This is a genomic window from Pararhizobium sp. LjRoot235 (assembly GCF_964254145.1).
Classification (GTDB): domain Bacteria; phylum Pseudomonadota; class Alphaproteobacteria; order Rhizobiales; family Rhizobiaceae; genus Pararhizobium.
Genome location: NZ_CAXUSP020000001.1, coordinates 679,263 through 700,000 on the forward strand (window position 1 = coordinate 679,263; position 20,738 = coordinate 700,000).

At 61.1% G+C, this 20,738-nt stretch carries 15 protein-coding genes, 1 tRNA gene and 1 pseudogene (1 of these 17 only partly in view); 9 read left to right on the forward strand and 8 right to left on the reverse strand.

Translation table 11 applies throughout. The features are described 5' to 3' along the window. Position 1 precedes the first annotated feature (1 nt). From ACSQ2Z_RS03175 to ACSQ2Z_RS03195, 5 genes are all read right to left on the reverse strand, one after another. Positions 2-1,765, reverse strand: a complete 1,764-nt coding sequence (locus ACSQ2Z_RS03175) for an ABC transporter ATP-binding protein (protein ID WP_436079879.1) — start codon at positions 1,763-1,765, stop codon at positions 2-4. A 10-nt stretch (positions 1,766-1,775) separates the two neighbouring features. Further along, entirely contained in the window at positions 1,776-2,861 is a 1,086-nt protein-coding gene (locus ACSQ2Z_RS03180; RefSeq protein ID WP_436079880.1) for an ABC transporter permease, read from the reverse strand. 34 nt (positions 2,862-2,895) lie between these two features. Then, on the reverse strand, positions 2,896-4,299 hold the full coding sequence (locus ACSQ2Z_RS03185) for a CmpA/NrtA family ABC transporter substrate-binding protein (protein ID WP_436079881.1): 1,404 nt from the start codon (positions 4,297-4,299) through the stop codon (positions 2,896-2,898). 358 nt (positions 4,300-4,657) lie between these two features. Beyond that, positions 4,658-5,887, reverse strand: coding sequence for a CmpA/NrtA family ABC transporter substrate-binding protein (locus ACSQ2Z_RS03190; protein ID WP_436082958.1), 1,230 nt, complete (start codon positions 5,885-5,887; stop codon positions 4,658-4,660). A gap of 106 nt (positions 5,888-5,993) precedes the next feature. Next, positions 5,994-6,581 (reverse strand): ANTAR domain-containing response regulator, encoded by a 588-nt coding sequence (locus ACSQ2Z_RS03195; RefSeq protein WP_436079882.1) that lies wholly within the window; start codon positions 6,579-6,581, stop codon positions 5,994-5,996. Positions 6,582-6,788: 207 nt separating this feature from the next. Between ACSQ2Z_RS03195 and ACSQ2Z_RS03200 the strand changes: the two genes are divergently transcribed. Both ACSQ2Z_RS03200 and ACSQ2Z_RS03205 read left to right on the forward strand, forming a co-directional pair. Then, positions 6,789-6,953: a hypothetical protein gene (locus ACSQ2Z_RS03200; protein WP_436079883.1), complete on the forward strand. Its 165-nt coding sequence runs from the start codon at positions 6,789-6,791 to the stop codon at positions 6,951-6,953. 155 nt (positions 6,954-7,108) lie between these two features. Further along, positions 7,109-8,845: a cation:proton antiporter domain-containing protein gene (locus tag ACSQ2Z_RS03205; RefSeq protein WP_436079884.1), complete on the forward strand. Its 1,737-nt coding sequence runs from the start codon at positions 7,109-7,111 to the stop codon at positions 8,843-8,845. Positions 8,846-8,886: 41 nt separating this feature from the next. Here ACSQ2Z_RS03205 and ACSQ2Z_RS03210 read toward each other — a convergent pair whose 3' ends face one another. Next, on the reverse strand, positions 8,887-9,141 hold the full coding sequence (locus ACSQ2Z_RS03210) for a hypothetical protein (RefSeq protein ID WP_436079885.1): 255 nt from the start codon (positions 9,139-9,141) through the stop codon (positions 8,887-8,889). A 235-nt stretch (positions 9,142-9,376) separates the two neighbouring features. On the opposite strand from ACSQ2Z_RS03210, the gene ACSQ2Z_RS03215 reads away from it, so the two are divergent. Continuing rightward, complete coding sequence (locus tag ACSQ2Z_RS03215; protein WP_436079886.1) at positions 9,377-10,660, forward strand: cystathionine gamma-synthase family protein; 1,284 nt, start codon at positions 9,377-9,379, stop codon at positions 10,658-10,660. A 230-nt stretch (positions 10,661-10,890) separates the two neighbouring features. Here the strand turns inward: ACSQ2Z_RS03215 and ACSQ2Z_RS03220 are convergent. Further along, positions 10,891-10,967 (reverse strand) — tRNA-Arg (locus ACSQ2Z_RS03220). Between the two features lie 221 nt (positions 10,968-11,188). Between ACSQ2Z_RS03220 and ACSQ2Z_RS03225 the strand changes: the two genes are divergently transcribed. The 6 genes and pseudogenes from ACSQ2Z_RS03225 to ACSQ2Z_RS03250 all read left to right on the forward strand — a co-directional run bounded on the left by ACSQ2Z_RS03225 (position 11,189) and on the right by ACSQ2Z_RS03250 (position 19,012). Continuing rightward, positions 11,189-12,085 carry an ROK family protein gene (locus ACSQ2Z_RS03225; protein WP_436079887.1) on the forward strand — a complete coding sequence of 299 codons (897 nt, stop codon included), beginning with the start codon at positions 11,189-11,191 and terminating at the stop codon, positions 12,083-12,085. A 21-nt stretch (positions 12,086-12,106) separates the two neighbouring features. After that, entirely contained in the window at positions 12,107-12,601 is a 495-nt protein-coding gene (locus ACSQ2Z_RS03230; RefSeq protein WP_436079888.1) for a heme-degrading domain-containing protein, read from the forward strand. 19 nt (positions 12,602-12,620) lie between these two features. Beyond that, complete coding sequence (locus ACSQ2Z_RS03235; RefSeq protein WP_436082959.1) at positions 12,621-13,778, forward strand: AGE family epimerase/isomerase; 1,158 nt, start codon at positions 12,621-12,623, stop codon at positions 13,776-13,778. Positions 13,779-13,930: 152 nt separating this feature from the next. Further along, positions 13,931-17,704: a methionine synthase gene (gene metH, locus ACSQ2Z_RS03240; protein ID WP_436079889.1), complete on the forward strand. Its 3,774-nt coding sequence runs from the start codon at positions 13,931-13,933 to the stop codon at positions 17,702-17,704. Between the two features lie 117 nt (positions 17,705-17,821). After that, positions 17,822-18,586, forward strand: a pseudogene (locus tag ACSQ2Z_RS03245) (toll/interleukin-1 receptor domain-containing protein); the annotation flags it as partial. 207 nt (positions 18,587-18,793) lie between these two features. Beyond that, positions 18,794-19,012 (forward strand): hypothetical protein, encoded by a 219-nt coding sequence (locus ACSQ2Z_RS03250; RefSeq protein WP_436079890.1) that lies wholly within the window; start codon positions 18,794-18,796, stop codon positions 19,010-19,012. Positions 19,013-19,392: 380 nt separating this feature from the next. Here ACSQ2Z_RS03250 and ACSQ2Z_RS03255 read toward each other — a convergent pair whose 3' ends face one another. Further along, positions 19,393-20,738 carry the 3' portion of an aldehyde dehydrogenase family protein gene (locus tag ACSQ2Z_RS03255; RefSeq protein WP_436079891.1) on the reverse strand. The gene runs 133 nt beyond the window's last position, so only the last 1,346 of its 1,479 coding nucleotides appear in the window; its start codon lies beyond the right edge, outside the window — the gene reads right to left on this strand; it ends in the stop codon at positions 19,393-19,395.

Sequence of the window (20,738 nt, forward strand, 5' to 3'; positions counted from 1 at the left end):
TTTACTCCGCTGCGGTTCTGGGAAGCGGTCCACCGGTCTCATCGAGACGGGCGGCACGCTTCTGCCGAATTGTTTCGAGGTGTTCGGGCGAAGGATTGGCGCCGCCCTCATAGGCCTCGAGGAAATCGATGAGTTCTTCGCGATAGGCGTAGTAGTCGCGATGGGCGAGCAGGGCCTTGCGGCTGCGCGGACGCGGCAGATGCACATCCATGATGTTGCCGATGCGGGCGTTGGGACCGTTCGACATCATCACCACGCGGTCGGCGAGCAGGATCGCTTCATCGACGTCGTGCGTCACGCAGATGGCCGTAACCTTGGTGCGGGTCCAGACATCCATAAGCACTTCCTGCAATTCCCAGCGTGTCAGGCTGTCGAGCATGCCAAACGGCTCATCGAGGAGCAAAAGCTTGGGAGAAAGGGCGAAGGCACGGGCGATGCCGACGCGCTGCTTCATGCCGTTCGACAGGTCGGCGGCGATGCGGTGCATGGAATCGCCGAGGCCGACCTTCTCGAGATAGTATTCGACGATGTCCTTGCGTTCTGCCGGAGAAGCCGCGGGATAGACGCGATTGACGCCGAGGGCGACATTCTCGCGTGCCGTCAGCCATGGCATCAGCGAGGGGGACTGGAACACGACGGCGCGGTCCGGCCCCGCACCGGAGATCTCCTTGCCGTCAAGGATGATGCCGCCACCCGAGATCGCGTTCAGCCCGGCCGCCATCGACAGGACGGTCGATTTGCCGCAGCCGGAATGGCCGATGATAGAGATGAATTCGCCTTTGTTGATCTTGAGATCGAAACCGTCGACAACCGTCAGCGGGCCCTTGGCAGTTGCATAGGTCTTGCGGACCTCCGAAAACTCGACGAAGCGCCGTTCGACCACCGTGCGTGCGGCACGTTCATAGGCGGCCGGCAGCTTGTCCTTCAGCGGTTTCTGGGTGATCGGAACGACGTTCGGCAATTGAATGATACGGCCGGCAGACGTTTGGCGGTCGGCGCCGACGTCCATCAAGTAGGCCGTGACAGCAGCCCGCAACCGAATGAATTCGGCGTCCGAATTCATTTCGGCGCGAGCGCGCGGGCGCGGCAGGGCAACGTCAAAGGTCGGTCCGAGCGTTGCGTTCGGACCGGGTGTCAGGGGAATGATGCGATCGGCAAGCAGGATCGCCTCGTCGACGTCGTTGGTGACGAGAATGATCGTCTTCTTTTCCTGTTCGGAGATTGCGGCAAATTCGTCCTGCAGCTTCGAACGGGTCAGTGCGTCGAGGGCCGAGAGCGGCTCGTCCATCAGCAGGACGTCCGGCTGCATCGCGAGAGCCCGCGCCACGGCAACGCGCTGGCGCATGCCGCCGGAAAGCTCGGCAGGTTTGCGATCTTTCGCATGGGCGAGGCCGACCATGCCGACATAGCGCGATACGATCTCCTTGCGCTCCGTCCTGCTCTTCGTCTTGAAGACGCTGTCAACGGCCAGCGACACATTCGCATCGACTGTCAGCCAGGGCATCAGGGAATAGGACTGGAACACGACGCCGCGTTCCGGGCCGGGCCCGGTCACTTCCTTGCCATTGAAGAGCACTGCGCCCGAATCCGGCCTTGCAAGGCCGGCGAGGAGGGAAATCAGCGTCGTCTTGCCTGCGCCGGAAAAGCCGACGATGGCAATGAACTCGCCTTCCTTCACCTTCAGATTGACGTTCGCCAGAACGTCGTTTCGGCTCTTCCCCTGGCCGTAGGATTTCGAGACGTCGCTGAGTTCGAGAATGGTCATCGTCGTTCCCTTATCGATTGGCCGAGAAGGTGAAGGCGGACTGGAGCGCGAACATGATGCGATCAAGCGCAAAGCCGATGATGCCGATGGTCAGAACTGCGACCATGATGCGGGCGAGCGACGTTTCCGAGCCGTTCTGGAATTCGTCCCAGACGAACTTTCCAAGACCAGGATTCTGCGCCAGCATTTCGGCTGCGATCAGCACCATCCAGCCCACCCCGAGTGCCAGCCGCAGGCCGGTGAAGATCAGCGGCAGGGCGGAAGGCAGAACCAGCTTGCGGATCGTGGTCGCCGTCGAAAGCTGCAGAACCTTGCCGACATTGACGAGATCCTTGTCGATCGATGCGACGCCAAGCGCCGTGTTGATGAGCGTCGGCCACAGCGAACAGAGGGTGACGGTGACAGCCGAGATCACGAGCGACTTCGGCAGCATGTCGGAAGGGTTCACGTAGAGAGCAGAGACGATCATGGTGACGATCGGCAGCCAGGCGAGCGGTGAGACCGGCTTGAAGATCTGGATCAGCGGGTTGATCGCGCCATTGATCGTGCGCGACAGGCCCGAGGCAATTCCGAGCGGAATGGCGATGATGCTGCCGAACAGGAAGCCGAGACCGACAGTCATCAGGGAGGTAAGGATCTGATCGACATAGGTCGGCTTGCCGGTATAGGTGCGATACTTGACCTCGCCCGCCTTGCCTTCGGTGACGAGCTTGGCGTTGCGCTCGTCCTGGCGCTGGTAGAATGCCGCCGCCTTTTCGCGCTCGGCGAAGTGGTCCTGCCACAGGGTGCCCGCCTGTTCGAAGACCTCGACCGGGCCGGGCACGGCGCCGAGCGATGTCTTGATCGTCGGCGCCAGGACACCCCAGGCGACCAGGAAGAGCAGAATGCCGGCAAGCGGGATGACCAGCGTCTTGCGGATTTCCGACATCTGTTCGCGAACACTGTCGCCGGCAGCGATCCTCAGGATCGGCGTGACCCAGCCGAGCCCGAGAATGTTAAGCCATGTGGCAGCCTTGTTGATGCGCTGGAAGAGGCGTTCCCTGCGCATTGCGCTATCGAGCTTGCCGGTGCCGATGGTATCTGTTGCGTGTGCCATCTATGCTTGCCTTGTAGGTGTCAGGAAGGGTGGATCAGCCGCCAACGATCTCGGCGCCTTCGACTTTCTGCTGGCCCTTGAGGCCGATTTTCAGGGAGTCGATGTAGGCGTTCGGGGTTTTACCGTCATAGCTGACGCCGTCGATGAAATCGGAGGTGGGCGCCTTGTAGCCGTCGCTGTTCCAGGGGAAGTCGGCGTCCTTGGCCTTGCCTTCTTCGACCAGCATCTTCGCGGCCTTCAGATAGACGTCCGGCTTGTAGACGGACTTCGCGGTCTCGGCGTACCAGGCGTCGTCCTTGAATTCGGGGATCTGGCCCCAGCGGCGCATCTGCGTCAGGTACCAGATGGCGTCGGAATAGAAGGGATAGGTGGCGTTGTAACGGAAGAAGACGTTGAAGTCCGGCACCTCGCGCTTGTCGCCCTTTTCGTATTCGAAGGTTCCGGTCATCGAATTGGCGATGACCTTGGCGTCGGCGCCGACATATTCCTTGCGGGACAGGATCTCGACGGCCTCGGCACGATTGGCGTTGTTGTTTTCGTCAAGCCACATCGCGGCACGGATCAGCGCCTTGGTGAGCGCCAGCGTCGTATTGGGGTTCTGCTCGACGAACTCCTCCGTCAGGCCGAATACCTTTTCCGGGTTGTTCTTCCAGATCTCGTAGTCAGTCACGACAGGCACGCCGATCCCCTTGAAGACAGCGGCCTGGTTCCAAGGCTCGCCGACCGAATAGCCGACGATTGTGCCGGCTTCGAGCGTTGCCGGCATTTGCGGCGGTGGCGTGACGGAGAGAAGCGCGTCGCCCTTGATCTGTCCGGAAACGTCGGCCGGCGAATAGAAACCGGGATTGATGTCGCCGGACGCCAGCCAGTAGCGCAATTCGTAATTATGGGTGGAAACGGGGAAGACCATGCCGAGGTTGAACGGCTTGCCGTCCGCCTTGAACTTGTCGACGACCGGCTTCAGGGCATCGGCCTTGATCGGATGTGCGAGCTTGCCGTCCGCGTCTTTCGCGACATTTGCCTTCATCATCTCCCAGACGGCGTTGGAAACGGTGATGCCGTTGCCGTTAAGGTCCATCGAGAAGGGCGTCACGATATGAGACTTGGTGCCGTAGCCGATCGTTGCGGCCAGCGGCTGGCCGGCCAGCATATGGGCGCCATCCAGTTCGCCGGTGATCACGCGGTCGAGCAGCACCTTCCAGTTCGCCTGCGGCTCCAGCGTGACGTAAAGCCCTTCGTCTTCGAAGAAGCCTTTTTCATAGGCAATCGCCAGCGGCGCCATATCGGTGAGCTTGATGAAGCCGAGCTTCAGCTCGTCCTTCTCGAGATCCAATGTCTCGGCAGCGGCTTGCGTGGTGAAGGTGCCGATTGCCAACGCGGAACAGATGGCCGCTCCGTTGAGCAATGTTTTCATCGCACCAGTCAATTTCTCGGTCATCTGTCAGTCCCTTCCGTGGGCTACGGGGAAAATGGGCAATAAAAAACGCCGCTCGGAGATTTGCGTCTGCGGGAGGGAGGATCCCGGACTGCAAAACCCTTGCGACGTCGATGTCTCTTGCGAAGGCCTATTGTGGGCTTCGACTTGCTGCGATCGCCATTGACCGGAGCGACTTATGTCATGCAAAGCCCGTGCCAACTTTGATAAGAAAGGCTAGGCCTTTGAAATTGAATTGATTTTAGCGTCGATCTGTTAAGTGAGTAATTTTTGATCGCTGCATTTTTGTGCAAAAAATTTCAGCTATTGCTTATGGAGGGGCAAGTTTAAGTGCGAATTTTTGTGCAGTGCAAAAGGCGCGCTAGATTTCTTCGCCGGCGTTGCTGCCGAGCGCAGTGCTTTTGACCGTGAATCCGGCGATATAGTCGGCGATCCGGACCGGGTCGAAAACCTGCCCGTCCACGAAGCGGTCACCGTCAGCGGCTCCCTCGACGCGAATGTCGTCATCCAGCAGCGGCGCGGCGTCCGCTCCAAGCGCCAGGCGGTAGATATCGGGTCGATAGGCCGCGGCCGCGGCGGTCATGCCTGCCGGGCAAAGATTGGTCTGGCCCCAGCGGATCATCTGGCTGTAGATCCACAGGGCCTGGCTCGGGCGCGGATAGTTGGCGAAGCCTGCGTGGAAGGCGAAATAGCTGTCGATGATGCGCCGGTTGCCCCGGTCGTCGAGATTGAATTCGCCGGCCAGCACGCGGCGGATGATGTCGACCGGCGCAGCGAGATACCGCGCATCGGCGAGCGCCTCCGCCAGCGCGTCGTGGTTGTCCGGGCGGTCGCACCAGCGCGCCGCCGCATCCAGCGCGACGATCAGCCGGGAGACCGTCTCCGGATGCCTCTCAGCCCATTCGGGCCGCATGCCGATGACCTTTTCGGGGGCCGATGGCCAAATGTCCTGCTTTGCTGCGACAATGCGGCCGACACCGCGCTCGGAGGCGACCATGTTCCAGGGTGCGCCGACGCAGAAGCCGTCGATGGCGCCGGCGGCGAGCGCATCGGACGTCATCGGCGGCGGTACGACGACGAGCTTGACGTCGCGATCCGGATCGATGCCGCCGGCCGCAAGCCAATAGCGAAATTCATAATTGTGCGAGGAGAAGGGATAGGTGACGCCCAGTGTCGGCAGCGGTTCGCCGCGCGCCTTCATGCCTTCAATGACCTTCGCCAGCGCCAGCGCGTTTTCCAATGCGCTCGCCGTTTCGGGCAGCGATGCTTCCTGGCGCATGCGGGCGAAAAGCCGGATCGAGAGTGTTATCGCATTGCCGCCGCGCCCCAGTGAGAAAGGGGTGATCGTCGGCGATGGATTGGAGCCCATGCCCAGCATCGAGGCGACCGGCATGGGCGACAGCATGTGGGCGATGTCGAACTGGCGGAAGGCAAGCCGGTCGCGGACATTGGCCCAGGAGACATCCTTGACCAGATCGAGCGTCAGGCCCTCCTTCTGCGCAAAGCCGAATTCAGAGGCAGCGATCAGCACGGACGCATCGACAAGCGGGATGAAACCGGCCCGCAGGGTGCGCGGACCCTCGCTGGTCATTTCCGCCGGAGCGGCCAGGCGGCCATGGCCGTTCAATTCGGTGGGCTTCGTGATCATGTTCACTCCAATTCCTCCCGCCGGAAGATGTCTGGCCAATGCGCTGTCATCACATCAGCAATCCTGCGGCGGTGACGACGCTCTGGGCGATATCGGCTATCTTTTTCTTCTCGTTCATCGCCGTCTGGCGCAGCAGCGCGAATGCCTGCTCTTCGGAAAGGCCGCGCATCTTCATCAGGATGCCCTTCGCCCGCTCGATGATCTTGCGCTCCTCCAGCGCGGACTTCGCGTCGGCAAGCTCCCGCTGCAGCCGGCTGAAGGCATTGAAGCGGCTGACGGCCATGTCGAGAATGGGTTTGACGCGTTCCTTCTTCAGGCCGTCGACGATATAGGCGGAAACACCGGCTTCCACGGCCGCCTCGATCGAGGCCGTGTCGGAGCGATCAACGAACATGGCGATCGGCCGGCCAACCGTGCGGGTCAACTGGAACAGATGCTCCATCATGTCGCGATTCGGATTTTCGAGGTCGATGACGATGACGTCCGGTCGCAGCGTGTCGATGATGCGGGCAATGCCGTTGACTTCATGGACCACGGTCACCTTGGTATGCCCGGCCTCGCGCAATCCCTCCTCGATGATGGAAGCGCGGATCGCGTTCTCATCGATGACAAGTATGGTGAGGTCAAAATAAGCCATGGCGCATAGATGACGCAGCGCAGCAATCTTGGCAATGCCTAAAATAATTGCTCTGTTTTTGAAGCCTAAAATTTAGGCAACATGCCCAGAACGTGACCGGATCATTGTTTGCTGCGCGTCCATCCAGGCCGGTCGAGACTTGCCGAGTTCGCATGATATCACAGCGGGGCGAGGGGAGCGACATGCCGGAAAACGCGCAAGACATGCATGCCGGATCGGGCAGGCCTTGGCGTATGCGTCGATGAGCCCTGGAGCGAGATTCGGCTGCATATCGACGTGATCGACAATTCGATCGGCCTGACCGGCGCGTATGTGCACGGGAGCGGTGCATCCGCACATCTGGGGGGCGTTCCGGCTGAAGCCGATGAATGAAGGCGCCTCTCGAATAGAATAGGGGACAAGAAGCCGGTTCATGGCGATAAAGCCGTCATTTTCCCTGATGTGCCACTTTATCAAAGCGCTAAGGACGGCTTACGATGTGAAAAACATTGTGTCGGTGGAACAGTTTGGGCAGTCGGGAGTAGAGCGTGCATCAGGATATGGCTTTGGTGGCGACGGTTGCGATCAGCTTCGTGCTGGCCGCGGGTTTCGGCTACTTCGCTGACAGGCTTCGCTTGCCGCCTCTGGTCGGTTATCTCGTTGCCGGCATTTTGATGGGGCCGTTCACGCCGGGTTTCAACGCCGATAGTGCGCTTGCCGCGCAACTGGCTGAAATCGGTGTCATCCTGCTGATGTTCGGCGTCGGCTTGCATTTCTCGGCATCAGATCTCATCGCCGTCCGCGGCATTGCCATCCCTGGCGCCATCGGCCAGATCATCCTTGCGACGCTGCTCGGCATGGGCCTCTGCAGCCTGTGGGGCTGGAGCCTTGGCGCCGGGCTTGTCTTCGGCCTCTGCATTTCCGTTGCCAGTACCGTCGTTCTGCTCAAGGCATTGGAGGAGCGAAACCTCGTCAACTCGCCCAAAGGCCGGGTGGCCATCGGCTGGCTGATCGTCGAGGACCTGGCGATGGTGCTCACACTCGTTCTCCTGCCGATCGTCGCCGAGGTCTTGGGCGACCACGGCGCGACGGCGGCGCATGCGGGCGGTATGTCGATCGCGCTCACCATTCTTGTCACGCTGGTCAAGCTTGGCGCCTTCGCGGTGCTCGCCGTCGTGCTCGGTCCACGGCTCGTGCCGTGGCTGCTGACGTTGGTCGCGCGCACCGGCTCGCGGGAACTGTTCACACTCACCGTTCTTGCGATAGCGCTCGGCATCGCCTTCGGCTCGGCGACCATTTTCGGCGTATCGTTCGCGCTCGGTGCGTTCTTTGCCGGCGTCATCATGAGCGAATCCCACCTCAGCCACCGGGCCGCGGCCGATTCGCTGCCCCTGCAGAATGCTTTCTCGGTGCTGTTCTTCGTCTCGGTCGGCATGCTGTTCAACCCGATGATCCTGATCCACCAGCCGCTCAAGGTGATCGCCATCCTGGCGCTGATCACCTGCGGTAAATCGCTGATCGCCGCCGGTTTTGTGCTCCTGTTGCGCTATCCCCTGCCGATGGCGCTAACGGTGGCGGCGAGCCTGGCGCAGATCGGCGAATTCTCCTTCATTGTCGCCGGGCTCGGCGTCTCGCTTGGGCTTTTGTCGCAGGAAGGCCACGACCTCATCCTCGCTGGCGCCATTCTATCGATCACGCTGAACCCGCTGATGTTCGGGGTCGCGGCGAAACTGAAAACGGCAATCGGCAGTGCGATGCCCGTTTTCGCAAGCCGGTATGGCCAGCCGAAATTTGCGGCGCTGACCCGCGATCTCGATGTCATCAGGGAAAAGGCCGAAGAGAAGGAAAGCCAGCAGCAGCTGAAGAAGCAGCAACTGGTGAACACGTTTCCGATGTTTTCCGAGGTCAATGAACATGCCCTGGAGGAGCTTCTCCTCCTGTTCCGGCCGACGTCGGCGGCGCCGGGCGATAAGGTCATCAGGGTCGGCGAGCGCGGTGACGCCATGTATTTCATCGCCTCCGGTGCCGTCGAGGTGCGGTTGCCGGGCAAGGCTATTCTTCTCGAAGCAGGCGCCTTCTTCGGCGAGATGGCGCTGCTCAGCGGCGGCTTGCGCACCGCCGACGTGATCGCGGTCGATTTCTGCCAGTTCCTGAAGCTCGACCGGCGCGACTTTAACATCTTCATGACTAGGCACCCACGGCTGCGGGCAGCCGTCAGCGACATGGCGCGCGAGCGCAAGCAGATGAATGTCGTGCGTGACGCCCAAAGCGATGCGGTGGATTAGAGCCGGAGGCGGGTAGGGTTGCCTGCGACAGATCGGCGGCCTCAGTCAAACGCAGCGCCTTGAGCCCCCAGTTTTTCCCGGGCGAGCTGCCGGATCGCCTCTTCGGCGTCTTCATAGCGCCACCCCACGCTTTGCGCCCGGTGTGCAAGAGCGACGAATGCTTCCGGCATGTCGGCGCCGGCGGCGGCCGCGACGCTGACACCGGACATTTCAACCAAGTCATCGAAAGAAGGCCGTATGGCTGCGGTGGCGGAGCCAGCCTCGGCCGGCGCCGGAATGGACTTCATGGGAGGCATGAGCCTTGCTCCTCTGGGTGACGATCATCCACGAACGGGCAGGCCGCTTCTTTGTTCCGGAAGCGCCTGCGTATTTCCCCAGTCGATCCATATGGCGTCGCCGGAAATTCCAGATTTTGGCCAGATTTGATCGCCGTGACGCAGCTTTTAGTCTGAAAGGCGTTCAAATTGGCAAGAAGTGGCGATCAAACTTAATGTAGACTGCGTCAATCGCATCAAAACACCGGAGACTGTCATGACCGCTCCACACCCCTCCAAAACCCATATCGGCAATCACAAACTGCATCCCGAAACGCAGATGCTGAACTATGGTTATGATCCGGAATTGTCCGAGGGCGCCGTCAAGCCGCCGGTCTTCCTGACCTCGACCTTCGTTTTCAAATCGGCGGAGGAGGGCCGGGACTTCTTCGATTTTGTCTCCGGCCGCCGAGAGCCGCCGGCGGGCACCGGGGCGGGGCTGGTCTATTCCCGCTTCAATCATCCCAACAGCGAAATCGTCGAGGACCGCCTGGCGGTGTTCGAACGCGCCGAAAGCTGCGCGCTGTTTTCTTCCGGCATGTCGGCGATCGCCACGACGCTGCTCGCCTTCGTGCGGCCGGGTGATGCGATCCTGCATTCGCAACCGCTCTATGGCGGCACGGAAACGCTGCTGGCAAAGACCTTCCTCAATATGGGCGTCACTGCCGTCGGCTTTGCCGATGGCGTCAGCGAGAAATCCGTGCAACAGGCTGCGGACGCGGCCATGGCCAAGGGCCGCGTCTCGGTGATCCTGATCGAAACGCCGGCCAACCCGACCAACAGCCTCGTCGATGTCGCGATGATCCGCCGGATCGCCGACCGGATCGGTGAAACGCAAGGTCATACGCCGATCGTTGCCTGCGACAACACATTGCTCGGACCCGTCTTCCAGCGGCCGATCGAGCATGGCGCCGATCTTTCGCTCTATTCGCTGACCAAATATGTCGGCGGCCACTCCGATCTGATCGCCGGCGCGGCGCTGGGCACCAAGGTGATCATCAAGCAGATCAAGGCGTTGCGCGGCGCCATCGGCACGCAACTTGATCCGCATTCCTGCTGGATGCTCGGCCGCTCGCTGGAAACGCTGTCGATCCGCATGGAAAAGGCCAATAGCAACGCGCGTCAGATCGCCGACTTCCTGCGCGATCATCCGAAGGTCGAGACCATCCACTATCTGCCCTATCACGACGCCAGCTCGCCTGTCGGCAAGACCTTTGCCGCGCAGTGCACCGGTGCCGGCTCTACATTCTCCTTCGATATCCGCGGTGGCCAGCTGGCCTCGTTCCGCTTTCTCAATGCGCTGCAGATCTTCAAGCTCGCCGTCAGCCTCGGTGGCACTGAATCACTCGCCAGCCACCCTGCGACCATGACCCATTCCGGCGTGCCGGTGGACGTGCGCCAGCGGATCGGCGTCCTCGAGTCGACCATCCGCCTGTCAATCGGCATCGAACACCCGGACGACCTGATCGCCGACCTGACGGTGGCACTGGATGCGGCGTGAGACGCGGCCTGGTTGCGCTTATTTTTGGCTGTGTCTTGAAACGGTTACATTCGGGCGCCATATTGAGTCCATCGAATTCGTTTCCAGCGGCTGACCACGGATGTACTGGCAGGCGTTGTCGAGACGGGTCGGAGAGGTCGGGTTTTCACCCGGCCTTTTTCTTTGGGCGGTGCGCTGGAGGATAGGGCGTGCTGCGGCCACGAAATTCTTGCCGCTCGCAAAAGGAAATATGGTGATCCCAACTGGATTCGAACCAGTGGCCTCAGGATTAGGAATCCTGCGCTCTATCCTGCTGAGCTATGGGACCAACCGGAAAGAACCCTTACAAAAGCTCAGCCGCGAAGCCAAGTGTTTTCCGATGCGGTTTTGCATCGGCTTTGTCGGAGCTGGATTTTCTCTGAGCTTCGAAGCCGGGCGGACTGGCGCGAAATGCTTTTCCAATGTTAAGCAGATGCGGCGGAACGGGAGGAGACCCGGCCGATGAGGCAGCCGCTCGTTGCAACGCGATGCATAAGAGTTTGATCCGACATGTTCATGGGAATTGACTGGGGCGGCACTAAGATGGAAGTCATCGCGCTCGATCGCGATGGAACGACGCGGGCCCGTCACCGCATCGCCACGCCGACCAGCGGCTACGATGCCTGTATCCGTGCAGTGCAGGAACTTGTCGCCACCGCCGAGCAGATGGCCGGCGAACAGTGCACAATCGGCATCGGCATTCCCGGCAGCCCCAATCCGCGCACCGGCATCGTGCGCAATTCCAATGCGGTGCTGCTCAACGGCCAACCGCTCGGGCGCGATCTCCAGGCAGCGCTCGGCCGTCCCGTCAGGCTTGCCAATGATGCCAATTGCCTTGCGGTTTCCGAAGCCGTCGATGGCGCGGGCAAGGATGCGCGCACGGTTTTCGGCGTCATCGTCGGCACCGGCCATGGCGGGGGACTGGCGATCGGCAAGCATGTGCATGCCGGCTATCAGGGCATTGCCGCCGAAATCGGCCATTATCCGCTGCCCTGGATGACGCCGGACGAGTATCCAGGCCACAAATGCTGGTGCGGCAAACATGGCTGCCTCGACATGTACGCCTGCGGCACCGGCGTCGAACTCGACTATCGGTTGACGACGGGCATCGATCGGCGCGGCCGCGACATCATCGCCGACAAGCGCAACGGCGATCCGGTGGCCATCGCCGTCTACGAGCGTTTCGTCGACCGGCTCGCCCGGAGCCTCGCGCTTCTGACCAACATCGTCGACCCCGATGTTTTCGTGCTTGGCGGAGGCATGTCGAATGTCGATGAAATCTATGACGAATTGCCGGATCTGATCGTCAAATACATTTTCGGCGACAGTTTCGAGACGCCGATCCGCAAGGCGGTGCATGGCGACAGTTCCGGCGTGCGCGGTGCCGCCTGGCTCTGGAAAGATTGAAAGACAAGGGGAAACGGCGATATGGATTTCGACAAGGATCTCGAACGCATCGCGTTGCAGGAACAGGAACTGCAGTTCGATAGTTTCAGCCTGGAAACCGGCTGGAAACTCGGCTCGCTGCTGCGGGATATGGCGGTGGAACGGAAGCTCGGCGTCGTCATCGACGTGACACTGTTTTCCATGCCGGTCTTCTATGCGGCGCTGGAAGGATCGACGCCCGACAATCCGAGCTGGGTGCGCCGCAAGCGCAACTGCGTCTTCCGCTTTTTCAAGAGTAGCTACGCGATCGGCCTTTCGCTTGCCAAGCAGGACAGCACGCTGCAGGCGAAGTTCGGATTGCTGGACACCGACTTCGCGCCGCATGGCGGCAGCTTTCCAATCGTTGTGAAAGGCACCGGCTGCATCGGCGCGGTCACCGTCTCCGGCCTGCCGCAGCGCGAGGATCACAACATGGTCGTCGAGGCGCTCGCGACCATCTTGGACAAGGATGTCGCCGCGTTGAAACTCGGCCAATAAGAACGAGCAGACAGTGATGATGGACATTGCCGGCTTTTCCGCGAAACTGAACGAATGGCTCGCCAATGCGGCGTTGCCGATCTGGCGCGACAAGGGCTTCGACGCATCGAGCGGCGGCTTTGTCGAGACGATCGATAGGGCGGGAGAGCCGACGCGGGCGAACCGCCGGTCGCGCGTCCAGCCGCGTCAGGTCTATTGCTTCGCGGAAGCCGGGCGCCGGGGCTGGCCGGGGGACTGGCAGAGCGTCGCTGAGTGCGGGCTCGCCTATTTCGATCGCGTCTATCTGCAGCCGAGCGGCTTTTACGGCGCTCTTGCCGATGCGGACGGCAAGCTGATAGACGCATCGTTCGATCTCTACAATCAGGCCTTCGCCCTGTTGTCCTTTGCCTATCTCGCCCAAGTCTTTCCGGAGCGGAAGGCGGAGATGATCGAGCGCAGCAATACCTTGCTGCAAAAGCTCGAGGCCCATTGCAAGCATCCGTCTGCCGGCCTCGAGGAAGACAATCCGCCGCGTCTGCCGCTCTGCTCCAACCCGCATATGCACCTGTTCGAGGCCTGCCTGGCGAGCGAAGAAGTGGATGGTTTCGACAAGGTCGCCTGGACCAATCTCGCCGATGAAATCGCGGCGCTTTGCATGGAGCATTTCATCGACAGAGAAACCGGGGCGCTGCGCGAATTCTTCGATCACGACTGGTCGCCGATGTCGGGCGACAAGGGCCGCATCGTCGAGCCGGGCCACCAGTTCGAATGGGCCTGGCTACTTCTGCGCTGGGGCGAGCGACGTGGCAATGCCGATGCGTTGGTGAAGGCGCGCCGCCTATTCGAGATCGGCGAGCAATACGGCATTGAAGAGCCGCGCGACGTGGCCGTCATGACGCTTCTCGACGATTTCTCCGTCGCCGATCCGATCGCCCGGCTGTGGCCGCAGACGGAATGGCTGAAGGCGGCGATCCGCTTCGCGGCGCTCACGCAAGGCGAGGAGCGCGAGCGTTATCTCCGCTCCTCCGTTCGCGCCGCAACGGCACTGACGCGGTTTCTGGACACGCCGGTGCAGGGTTTGTGGCGCGACAAGCAAAAGGCCGACGGCAGCTTCGTCGACGAACCGGCCCCGGCGAGCAGCTTCTATCATATTCTCTGCGCGATCTATGAAGTCGACGACTGCCTGAAACGGCTCTGACGCAATCGACGGATTCTATGACCGGCCCGTTTCGACTGAAACTGTCTCTTGCCCGTTCGTCTGATTGAAGAGATGCATATATTGACATAAAGATATCTTTATGTGATCCCTGTATGCTACTGTATTGTCGTTTTCAGAACGGGAGATTTCCCATGTCCGCCATTGACGCCCTTTTCGGCCCCGTTTCACCCCGTCCGGATGGATCGGAAGTCATGGCCGCATTGAAGGCGCTAGCGCGCGAACGCATCCTGATCATGGATGGCGCGATGGGCACGGAGATCCAGCAGCTTGGCCTCGGCGAAGTGCATTTTCGCGGCGACCGCTTCGCCGGCTGCGACTGTCATCTCCAGGGCAACAACGACCTCCTGACACTGACCCAGCCCGGCGCCATCGAGGAGATCCATTACAACTACGCCATCGCGGGCGCCGACATCCTCGAAACCAACACCTTCTCCTCCACCTCGATCGCCCAGGCCGATTACAGCATGGAGGCGATGGTCTATGAACTGAACCGTGACGGCGCCCGGCTGGCGCGGCGTGCGGGCCTCAGGGCCCAGCAGGTGGATGGCAAGCGCCGCTTCGTCGCCGGCGCGCTCGGGCCCACCAACCGCACGGCATCGATTTCGCCCAACGTCAACAATCCCGGGTTTCGAGCGGTCAGTTTCGACGATCTGCGCATCGCCTATGGCGAGCAACTGCGCGGCCTGATCGATGGCGGCGCCGATATCATTCTGATCGAGACGATCTTCGACACGCTGAACGCCAAGGCGGCGATCTTCGCGACCGAGGAGATCTTCGCGGAAAAGGATATCCGACTGCCGGTGATGATTTCCGGCACGATCACCGATCTGTCCGGCCGCACGCTGTCCGGCCAGACGCCGACGGCGTTCTGGCATTCGGTGCGCCATGCCGATCCCTTCACCATCGGCCTCAACTGCGCGCTGGGCGCCAATGCCATGCGGGAGCACCTGACGGAGATTTCCGACGTCGCCGACACCTTCGTCTGCGCCTATCCGAATGCCGGACTGCCGAATGAATTCGGCCGCTACGACGAAAGCCCGCAGGAGATGGCAGCCCAGATCGAGGGTTTTGCGCAAGAGGGCCTCGTCAACATCGTCGGTGGTTGCTGCGGCTCGACGCCTGCCCACATTCGCGCGATTGCAGAGGCCGTGGCGAAACATCCGCCGCGCGCCATTCCCGAGGTACCGCGGCTGATGAAGCTGTCCGGGCTGGAGCCGTTCACGCTGAGCAAGGACATTGCCTTCGTCAATGTCGGCGAGCGCACCAATGTCACGGGCTCGGCCAGGTTCCGCAAGCTGATCACCGCCGGCGACTATGCGGGCGCCCTCGATGTCGCCCGCGATCAGGTGGTGAACGGCGCCCAGATCATCGACGTCAACATGGACGAGGGCCTGATCGATTCGAAGCAGGCGATGGTCGAGTTCCTGAACCTGATTGCCGCCGAGCCGGATATCGCCCGCGTGCCCGTCATGATCGACTCATCGAAATGGGAGATCATCGAGGCCGGGCTGAAATGCGTGCAGGGCAAGCCGCTGGTCAACTCGATCTCGATGAAGGAAGGTGAGGAAGCCTTTCTGCATCACGCCAAGCTCTGCCGCGCCTATGGTGCCGCTGTCGTCGTCATGGCCTTCGACGAAAAAGGACAAGCGGATACCAAGGCGCGCAAGGTCGAGATCTGCACCCGCGCCTACAGGCTCCTGACGGAACAGGCGGGCTTTGCGCCGGAAGACATCATCTTCGACCCGAATATCTTTGCCGTCGCAACCGGGATCGAGGAACACAATAATTACGGCGTCGATTTCATCGAGGCGACCCGCGAGATCATTGAGACCTTGCCGCATGTCCATATTTCCGGCGGCGTCTCGAACCTCTCCTTCTCGTTCCGCGGCAATGAGCCGGTGCGCGAGGCGATGCACGCCGTCTTCCTCTATCACGCCATCCAGGCGGGCATGGACATGGGCATCGTCAATGCCGGTCAGCTTGCCGTCTACGACCAGATCGAACCGGAGCTGAAGGAAGCCTGTGAGGACGTTGTCCTCAACCGACGCGCCGATTCGACCGAGCGGCTCCTGGAACTCGCCGAACGTTTCAAGGGTGCCGCCGGCAGGGAGGCCAAGGAACGGGACCTGAAATGGCGCGAGTGGTCGGTCGAAAAGCGGCTGGAACATGCGCTGGTCAACGGCATCACCGAATTTATCGACGCCGATACGGAGGAAGCGCGGGCCAATGCCGAGCGGCCGTTGCATGTCATCGAAGGTCCGTTGATGGCCGGCATGAATGTCGTCGGCGACCTCTTCGGTTCCGGCAAGATGTTCCTGCCGCAGGTGGTGAAATCCGCGCGTGTGATGAAGCAGGCGGTTGCCGTTCTCCTGCCGTATATGGAAGCCGAGCGGCTGGCGGGTGGCGGCGAGGGCGAACGCCAGAGCGCCGGCAAGGTGCTGATGGCGACGGTGAAGGGCGATGTCCATGACATCGGCAAGAACATCGTCGGCGTCGTTCTCGCCTGTAACAATTACGAGATCATCGATCTCGGCGTGATGGTGCACTCCACAAAGATCCTCGAAGTGGCGCGGGAGCGAAAAGTCGACATCATCGGTCTTTCCGGCCTGATCACGCCGTCGCTTGACGAGATGGCGCATGTGGCAGCGGAGATGGAGCGCGAAGGTTTCAATATCCCGCTTTTGATCGGCGGCGCGACGACGAGCCGCGTGCACACGGCCGTCAAGATCCATCCGCGTTATCATCAAGGCCAGGCGATCTACGTCACCGACGCCAGCCGCGCGGTCGGCATCGTCTCCGGGCTGTTGTCGCCGGATGCGAAGGACGGCTACATCGAAACGGTGCGCGCCGAATACAAGAAGGTTGCGGACGCACATGCCCGCAACGAGCTGGAAAAGCAGCGCCTGCCGCTGGCGAAAGCGCGTGCGAATGCGCAGAAAGTCGATTGGGACGCTTACGCGCCGAAAACGCCGTCCTTCCTCGGCACCCGCGTCTTTCAGGATTGGGACCTTGCGGAACTGGCGCGTTATATCGACTGGACCCCGTTCTTCCAGACCTGGGAGTTGAAGGGCGTCTACCCGAAGATCCTCGATGATGAACGCCAGGGTGAAGCCGCCCGCCAGCTCTTTGCCGATGCTCAAGCCATGCTGGCCAAGGTCATCGCGGAAAAGTGGTTTGCGCCGAAGGCGGTCGTGGGTTTCTGGCCGGCCGGCACCGTGGAAGACGATATCCGCCTGTTCACCGATGAGACGCGGACGACGGAACTCGCCACGTTCTTCACGCTGCGTCAGCAGATGAGCAAGCGCGACGGCCGCCCGAACGTGGCGCTGTCCGATTTCGTCGCGCCCGTTAAGAGCGGCAGACAGGATTATCTCGGCGGCTTCGTCGTCACCGCCGGCATTGAGGAAGTGGCGATCGCCGAGCGCTTCGAGCGGGCCAACGACGATTACTCCTCGATCATGGTCAAGGCGCTGGCCGACCGCTTCGCCGAAGCCTTCGCCGAGCGGATGCACGAATATGTGCGCAAGGAACTCTGGGGCTACGCGCCGGACGAAACCTTCACGGCAACCGACCTGATCGCCGAACCCTATGCCGGCATCCGCCCCGCACCCGGCTATCCGGCGCAGCCCGATCACACCGAAAAGGCGACCCTGTTCCGTCTTCTGAAGGCCGAGCAGGAAATCGGCGTGACGTTGACGGAGAGCTTCGCGATGTGGCCGGGCTCCTCGGTTTCCGGCCTCTACATCGGCCACCCCGAGGCCTACTATTTCGGCGTCGCCAAGATCGAGCGAGACCAGGTCGAGGACTATGCCGCGCGCAAGGGCATGCCGGTGGGCGAAGTGGAGCGCTGGCTGGGACCGATATTGAATTATGTGCCGGCGCCGAGCGCGGAAGCGGCGGAGTAGGGGGTGTTGGCGACAGTTGGCTGATGTTAAGGCTGCTCCTTCAAATCTTGCGTGTTTTCTCCTACATACAGGTACGAATAGGGAGCCTTTCGTGAACCACAAGATTTTCCTAGCCATAATCATAACGACAAGCCGCTGGTGGAAGCCGTGGCTTTGAAGCTCGCTTCGATCTTTGGTCAAGATCAAGTTTTTTACGACTCATGGTCGATCCGTCCCGGCGATGGCATCATTGATCGGATGGATAAGGGACTCGAAGCGCCAGAGTTCGTGTTCTTTTTCGTTTCAAAGAATAGTTTAGCCAGTGGGATGGTAAGGCTCGAGTGGCAGAATGCTCTCTATTCAGCCTCGAAAGGTAAGACGCGTATCATCCCGGTCCGGGTGGATGGTAGCGAAATGCCGGCGGTGCTAAAGCAAACTCTCTTCATCGACATGCACACTGTCGGGCTTGATGCAGCAATCGCTCAGATAGTGAGCGTCACTCAAGGAAATGTTTCATATACGCCACAGCATCGTGGGTTTTCCAACCTTACCTACTCAACGGCGGTCGCCGCGGATGGTGCTGTCGATATAACGATTCGAGCGTCGCATTTGCTGGAGCCCAACCCTAGGTTTGCGCTTGTCGTCACCAATGTTGAGTCGGAGATTGGCTGGACAGCACCAGGCTACTCAGGCTTCGTCGGAGGATTCAATGTTGGGGTGGCGACGCGTCCTGACGGGACAACGGCGAATGCGGTTGTTATGCAGCCGATGAATGCCGTTCTAACTCCGGATCATTCGGTCCGCCTCCAGTTGACAAGTAAGGGGGCAGCTACCGTCAATCTCGTCGATGTGTTTCATCAAAAGACGGAGACGGATTGGGTTCCAGTTCCTCCCGCCCGCTGACGCGCAGTCTTCGTAGCGAAATTCAGAAACAACACTCGGAAACGAAGGTCCAGACACGTGCAAGCGGCGGCGGTATTCATTCATACCACCGCAGATTTCCGTCCAAAAGATTGAATTGAGAAGTGCACACTAGTTGTTGTATTGCACAAATTTGTGTTCGGTAAAGCGACATGAATGCGCGTGGCCGTGAAGGAGTGCGAAGAATCCATGGCCGAAGACAAGCCAGACATGATCGCCCTTCTCATGGCGATTGCAGAAAGCCCGAAACGTGACAACAGTGCGTATCATCAAGCCATCGCCGAGGCGCGCCAGGCCTTCGAAGACGCGGAGATCGCGTTGAGCGGGCCGGTCCGGGTGCGGACCAAAACCAAAATGAAGCGCAGCGGCGAATATGTCGTCAAATGGACGTTCAAACGTCTAACGTGACAGATCGCGTTTCCGATCGCGCCGCTATTTCAGATTTTGGCGGCTGCACATGGACTGGTGTCCGGGTTCAATCCGTCGGAATAAATTTTGGTAAGATTTGCGGAAAAGCCGCGCCGGCTCCCACTTCGGGGTACTTGGTTGGGGAGGTCAGCGTTCTCGCCCGCTCCGTCATCCTCGCCCTTGTGGCGGGGGATCCAGCCACGCAGCGTCTGCGCGGCGTGAGGACGTGGCGGAGGTCACGACGAGCCTTTCACTCGGCAGACGCTGCGTGGCTGGATTCCCGTGACTGATCCTCGGGGCAAGCGCGAGGATAGGAATGACGCAGGAGAAGGTAGCGGTGCCCCAACTCGAGCCGGGCAGGGAAGCCAACCGCGCACCGCTCACCCCTTGATATACCACCCCCACGGCTCGTCGCTGTTGAACCGGGTGATCTGCTTCGTCTCCAGATAGTTCGAAATTCCCCAGCGGCCGAGTTCGCGCCCGATGCCGGATTGCTTGTAGCCGCCCCAGGGCGCTTCGGGGAAAGTCGGCTGCGAGCAGTTGACCCAGACGATGCCGGCGCGTAGCGCCTCGGCCACACGTTCGGCGCGCATCACGTCCTTCGACATGACGGCGGCCGCAAGCCCGAAGCGGCTGTCATTGGCCATGCGGATGGCATCGTCCTCGTCCTTGAACGGCTTGACGCAGACCACGGGGCCAAAAATCTCCTCCTTCCAGACGTAGCAATCCTCGCTCATGCCGGTGAGCACCGTCGGCTTGATGAAGTAGCCGTTGTCGAGACCGGCGGGGCGGCTGCCGCCAAAGGCAACCGTCGCGCCGTCGATGCGGGCGCGCTCGATCGCCGAAACGATCTTGTCGTACTGGCCCTTGGAAACGATCGGGCCGAGCAGGGTGCCTTCATCCATGCCGTTGCCGATCTTGATCTTCGCCGCTTCCTCGCACAGCCGCGAAACGACGGCGTCATAAATGCTTGCCTCGACCAGCACGCGCGAGGTTGCCGAACAGACCTGGCCCTGGTTCCAGAAGATGCCGAACATGATCCATTCAACGGCCTTTTCGATGTCGCTGTCGGCGAAGATGATGAAGGGCGATTTGCCGCCAAGTTCGAGGCTGACATTCTTGATGTCCTGCGCGCCGGCCATCATCACCTTGCGGCCGGTGGAGACCGATCCGGTGAAGGCGAGCTTGTCGACCAGCGGGTGTTCCGTCAGCGGCTCGCCGGCCTGCGGCCCGGTGCCGGTGACGATGTTGAGCACACCGGCCGGCAGCCCGACCTCCGCGGCGATCACGCCCAGTTCGAGGGCGGTGAGCGGTGTCAGTTCCGAGGGCTTCAGCACCATGGTGCAGCCGGCGGCAAGGGCAGGGGCCACTTTCCAGGCGGCCATCAGCAGCGGATAGTTCCACGGGGTGATGGCACCGACGACGCCGAGCGGTTCGCGTACCACCCGCGAGGAGAAACGCGGTTCGCTGAGCGGGATCGTCTCCTCCGGATTGTGATCGAGCTCCTCGGCAAGACCGGCGTAATAGGTGAAGCAGCCGACGACATCGTCGATGTCCCACAGCGCCTCGGGCAGCGGCTTGCCGTTGTCGGCGACTTCGAGCTTGGCGAGAAACTCCCGCTTCTCGGCGACTTTTGTCGCGATGGCGCGCAGATAGGCGGCGCGCTCGGTCCCCGTGAAGTGCGGCCAGGGGCCGGAATCGAAGGCGTAGCGGGCGGCTTTCACGG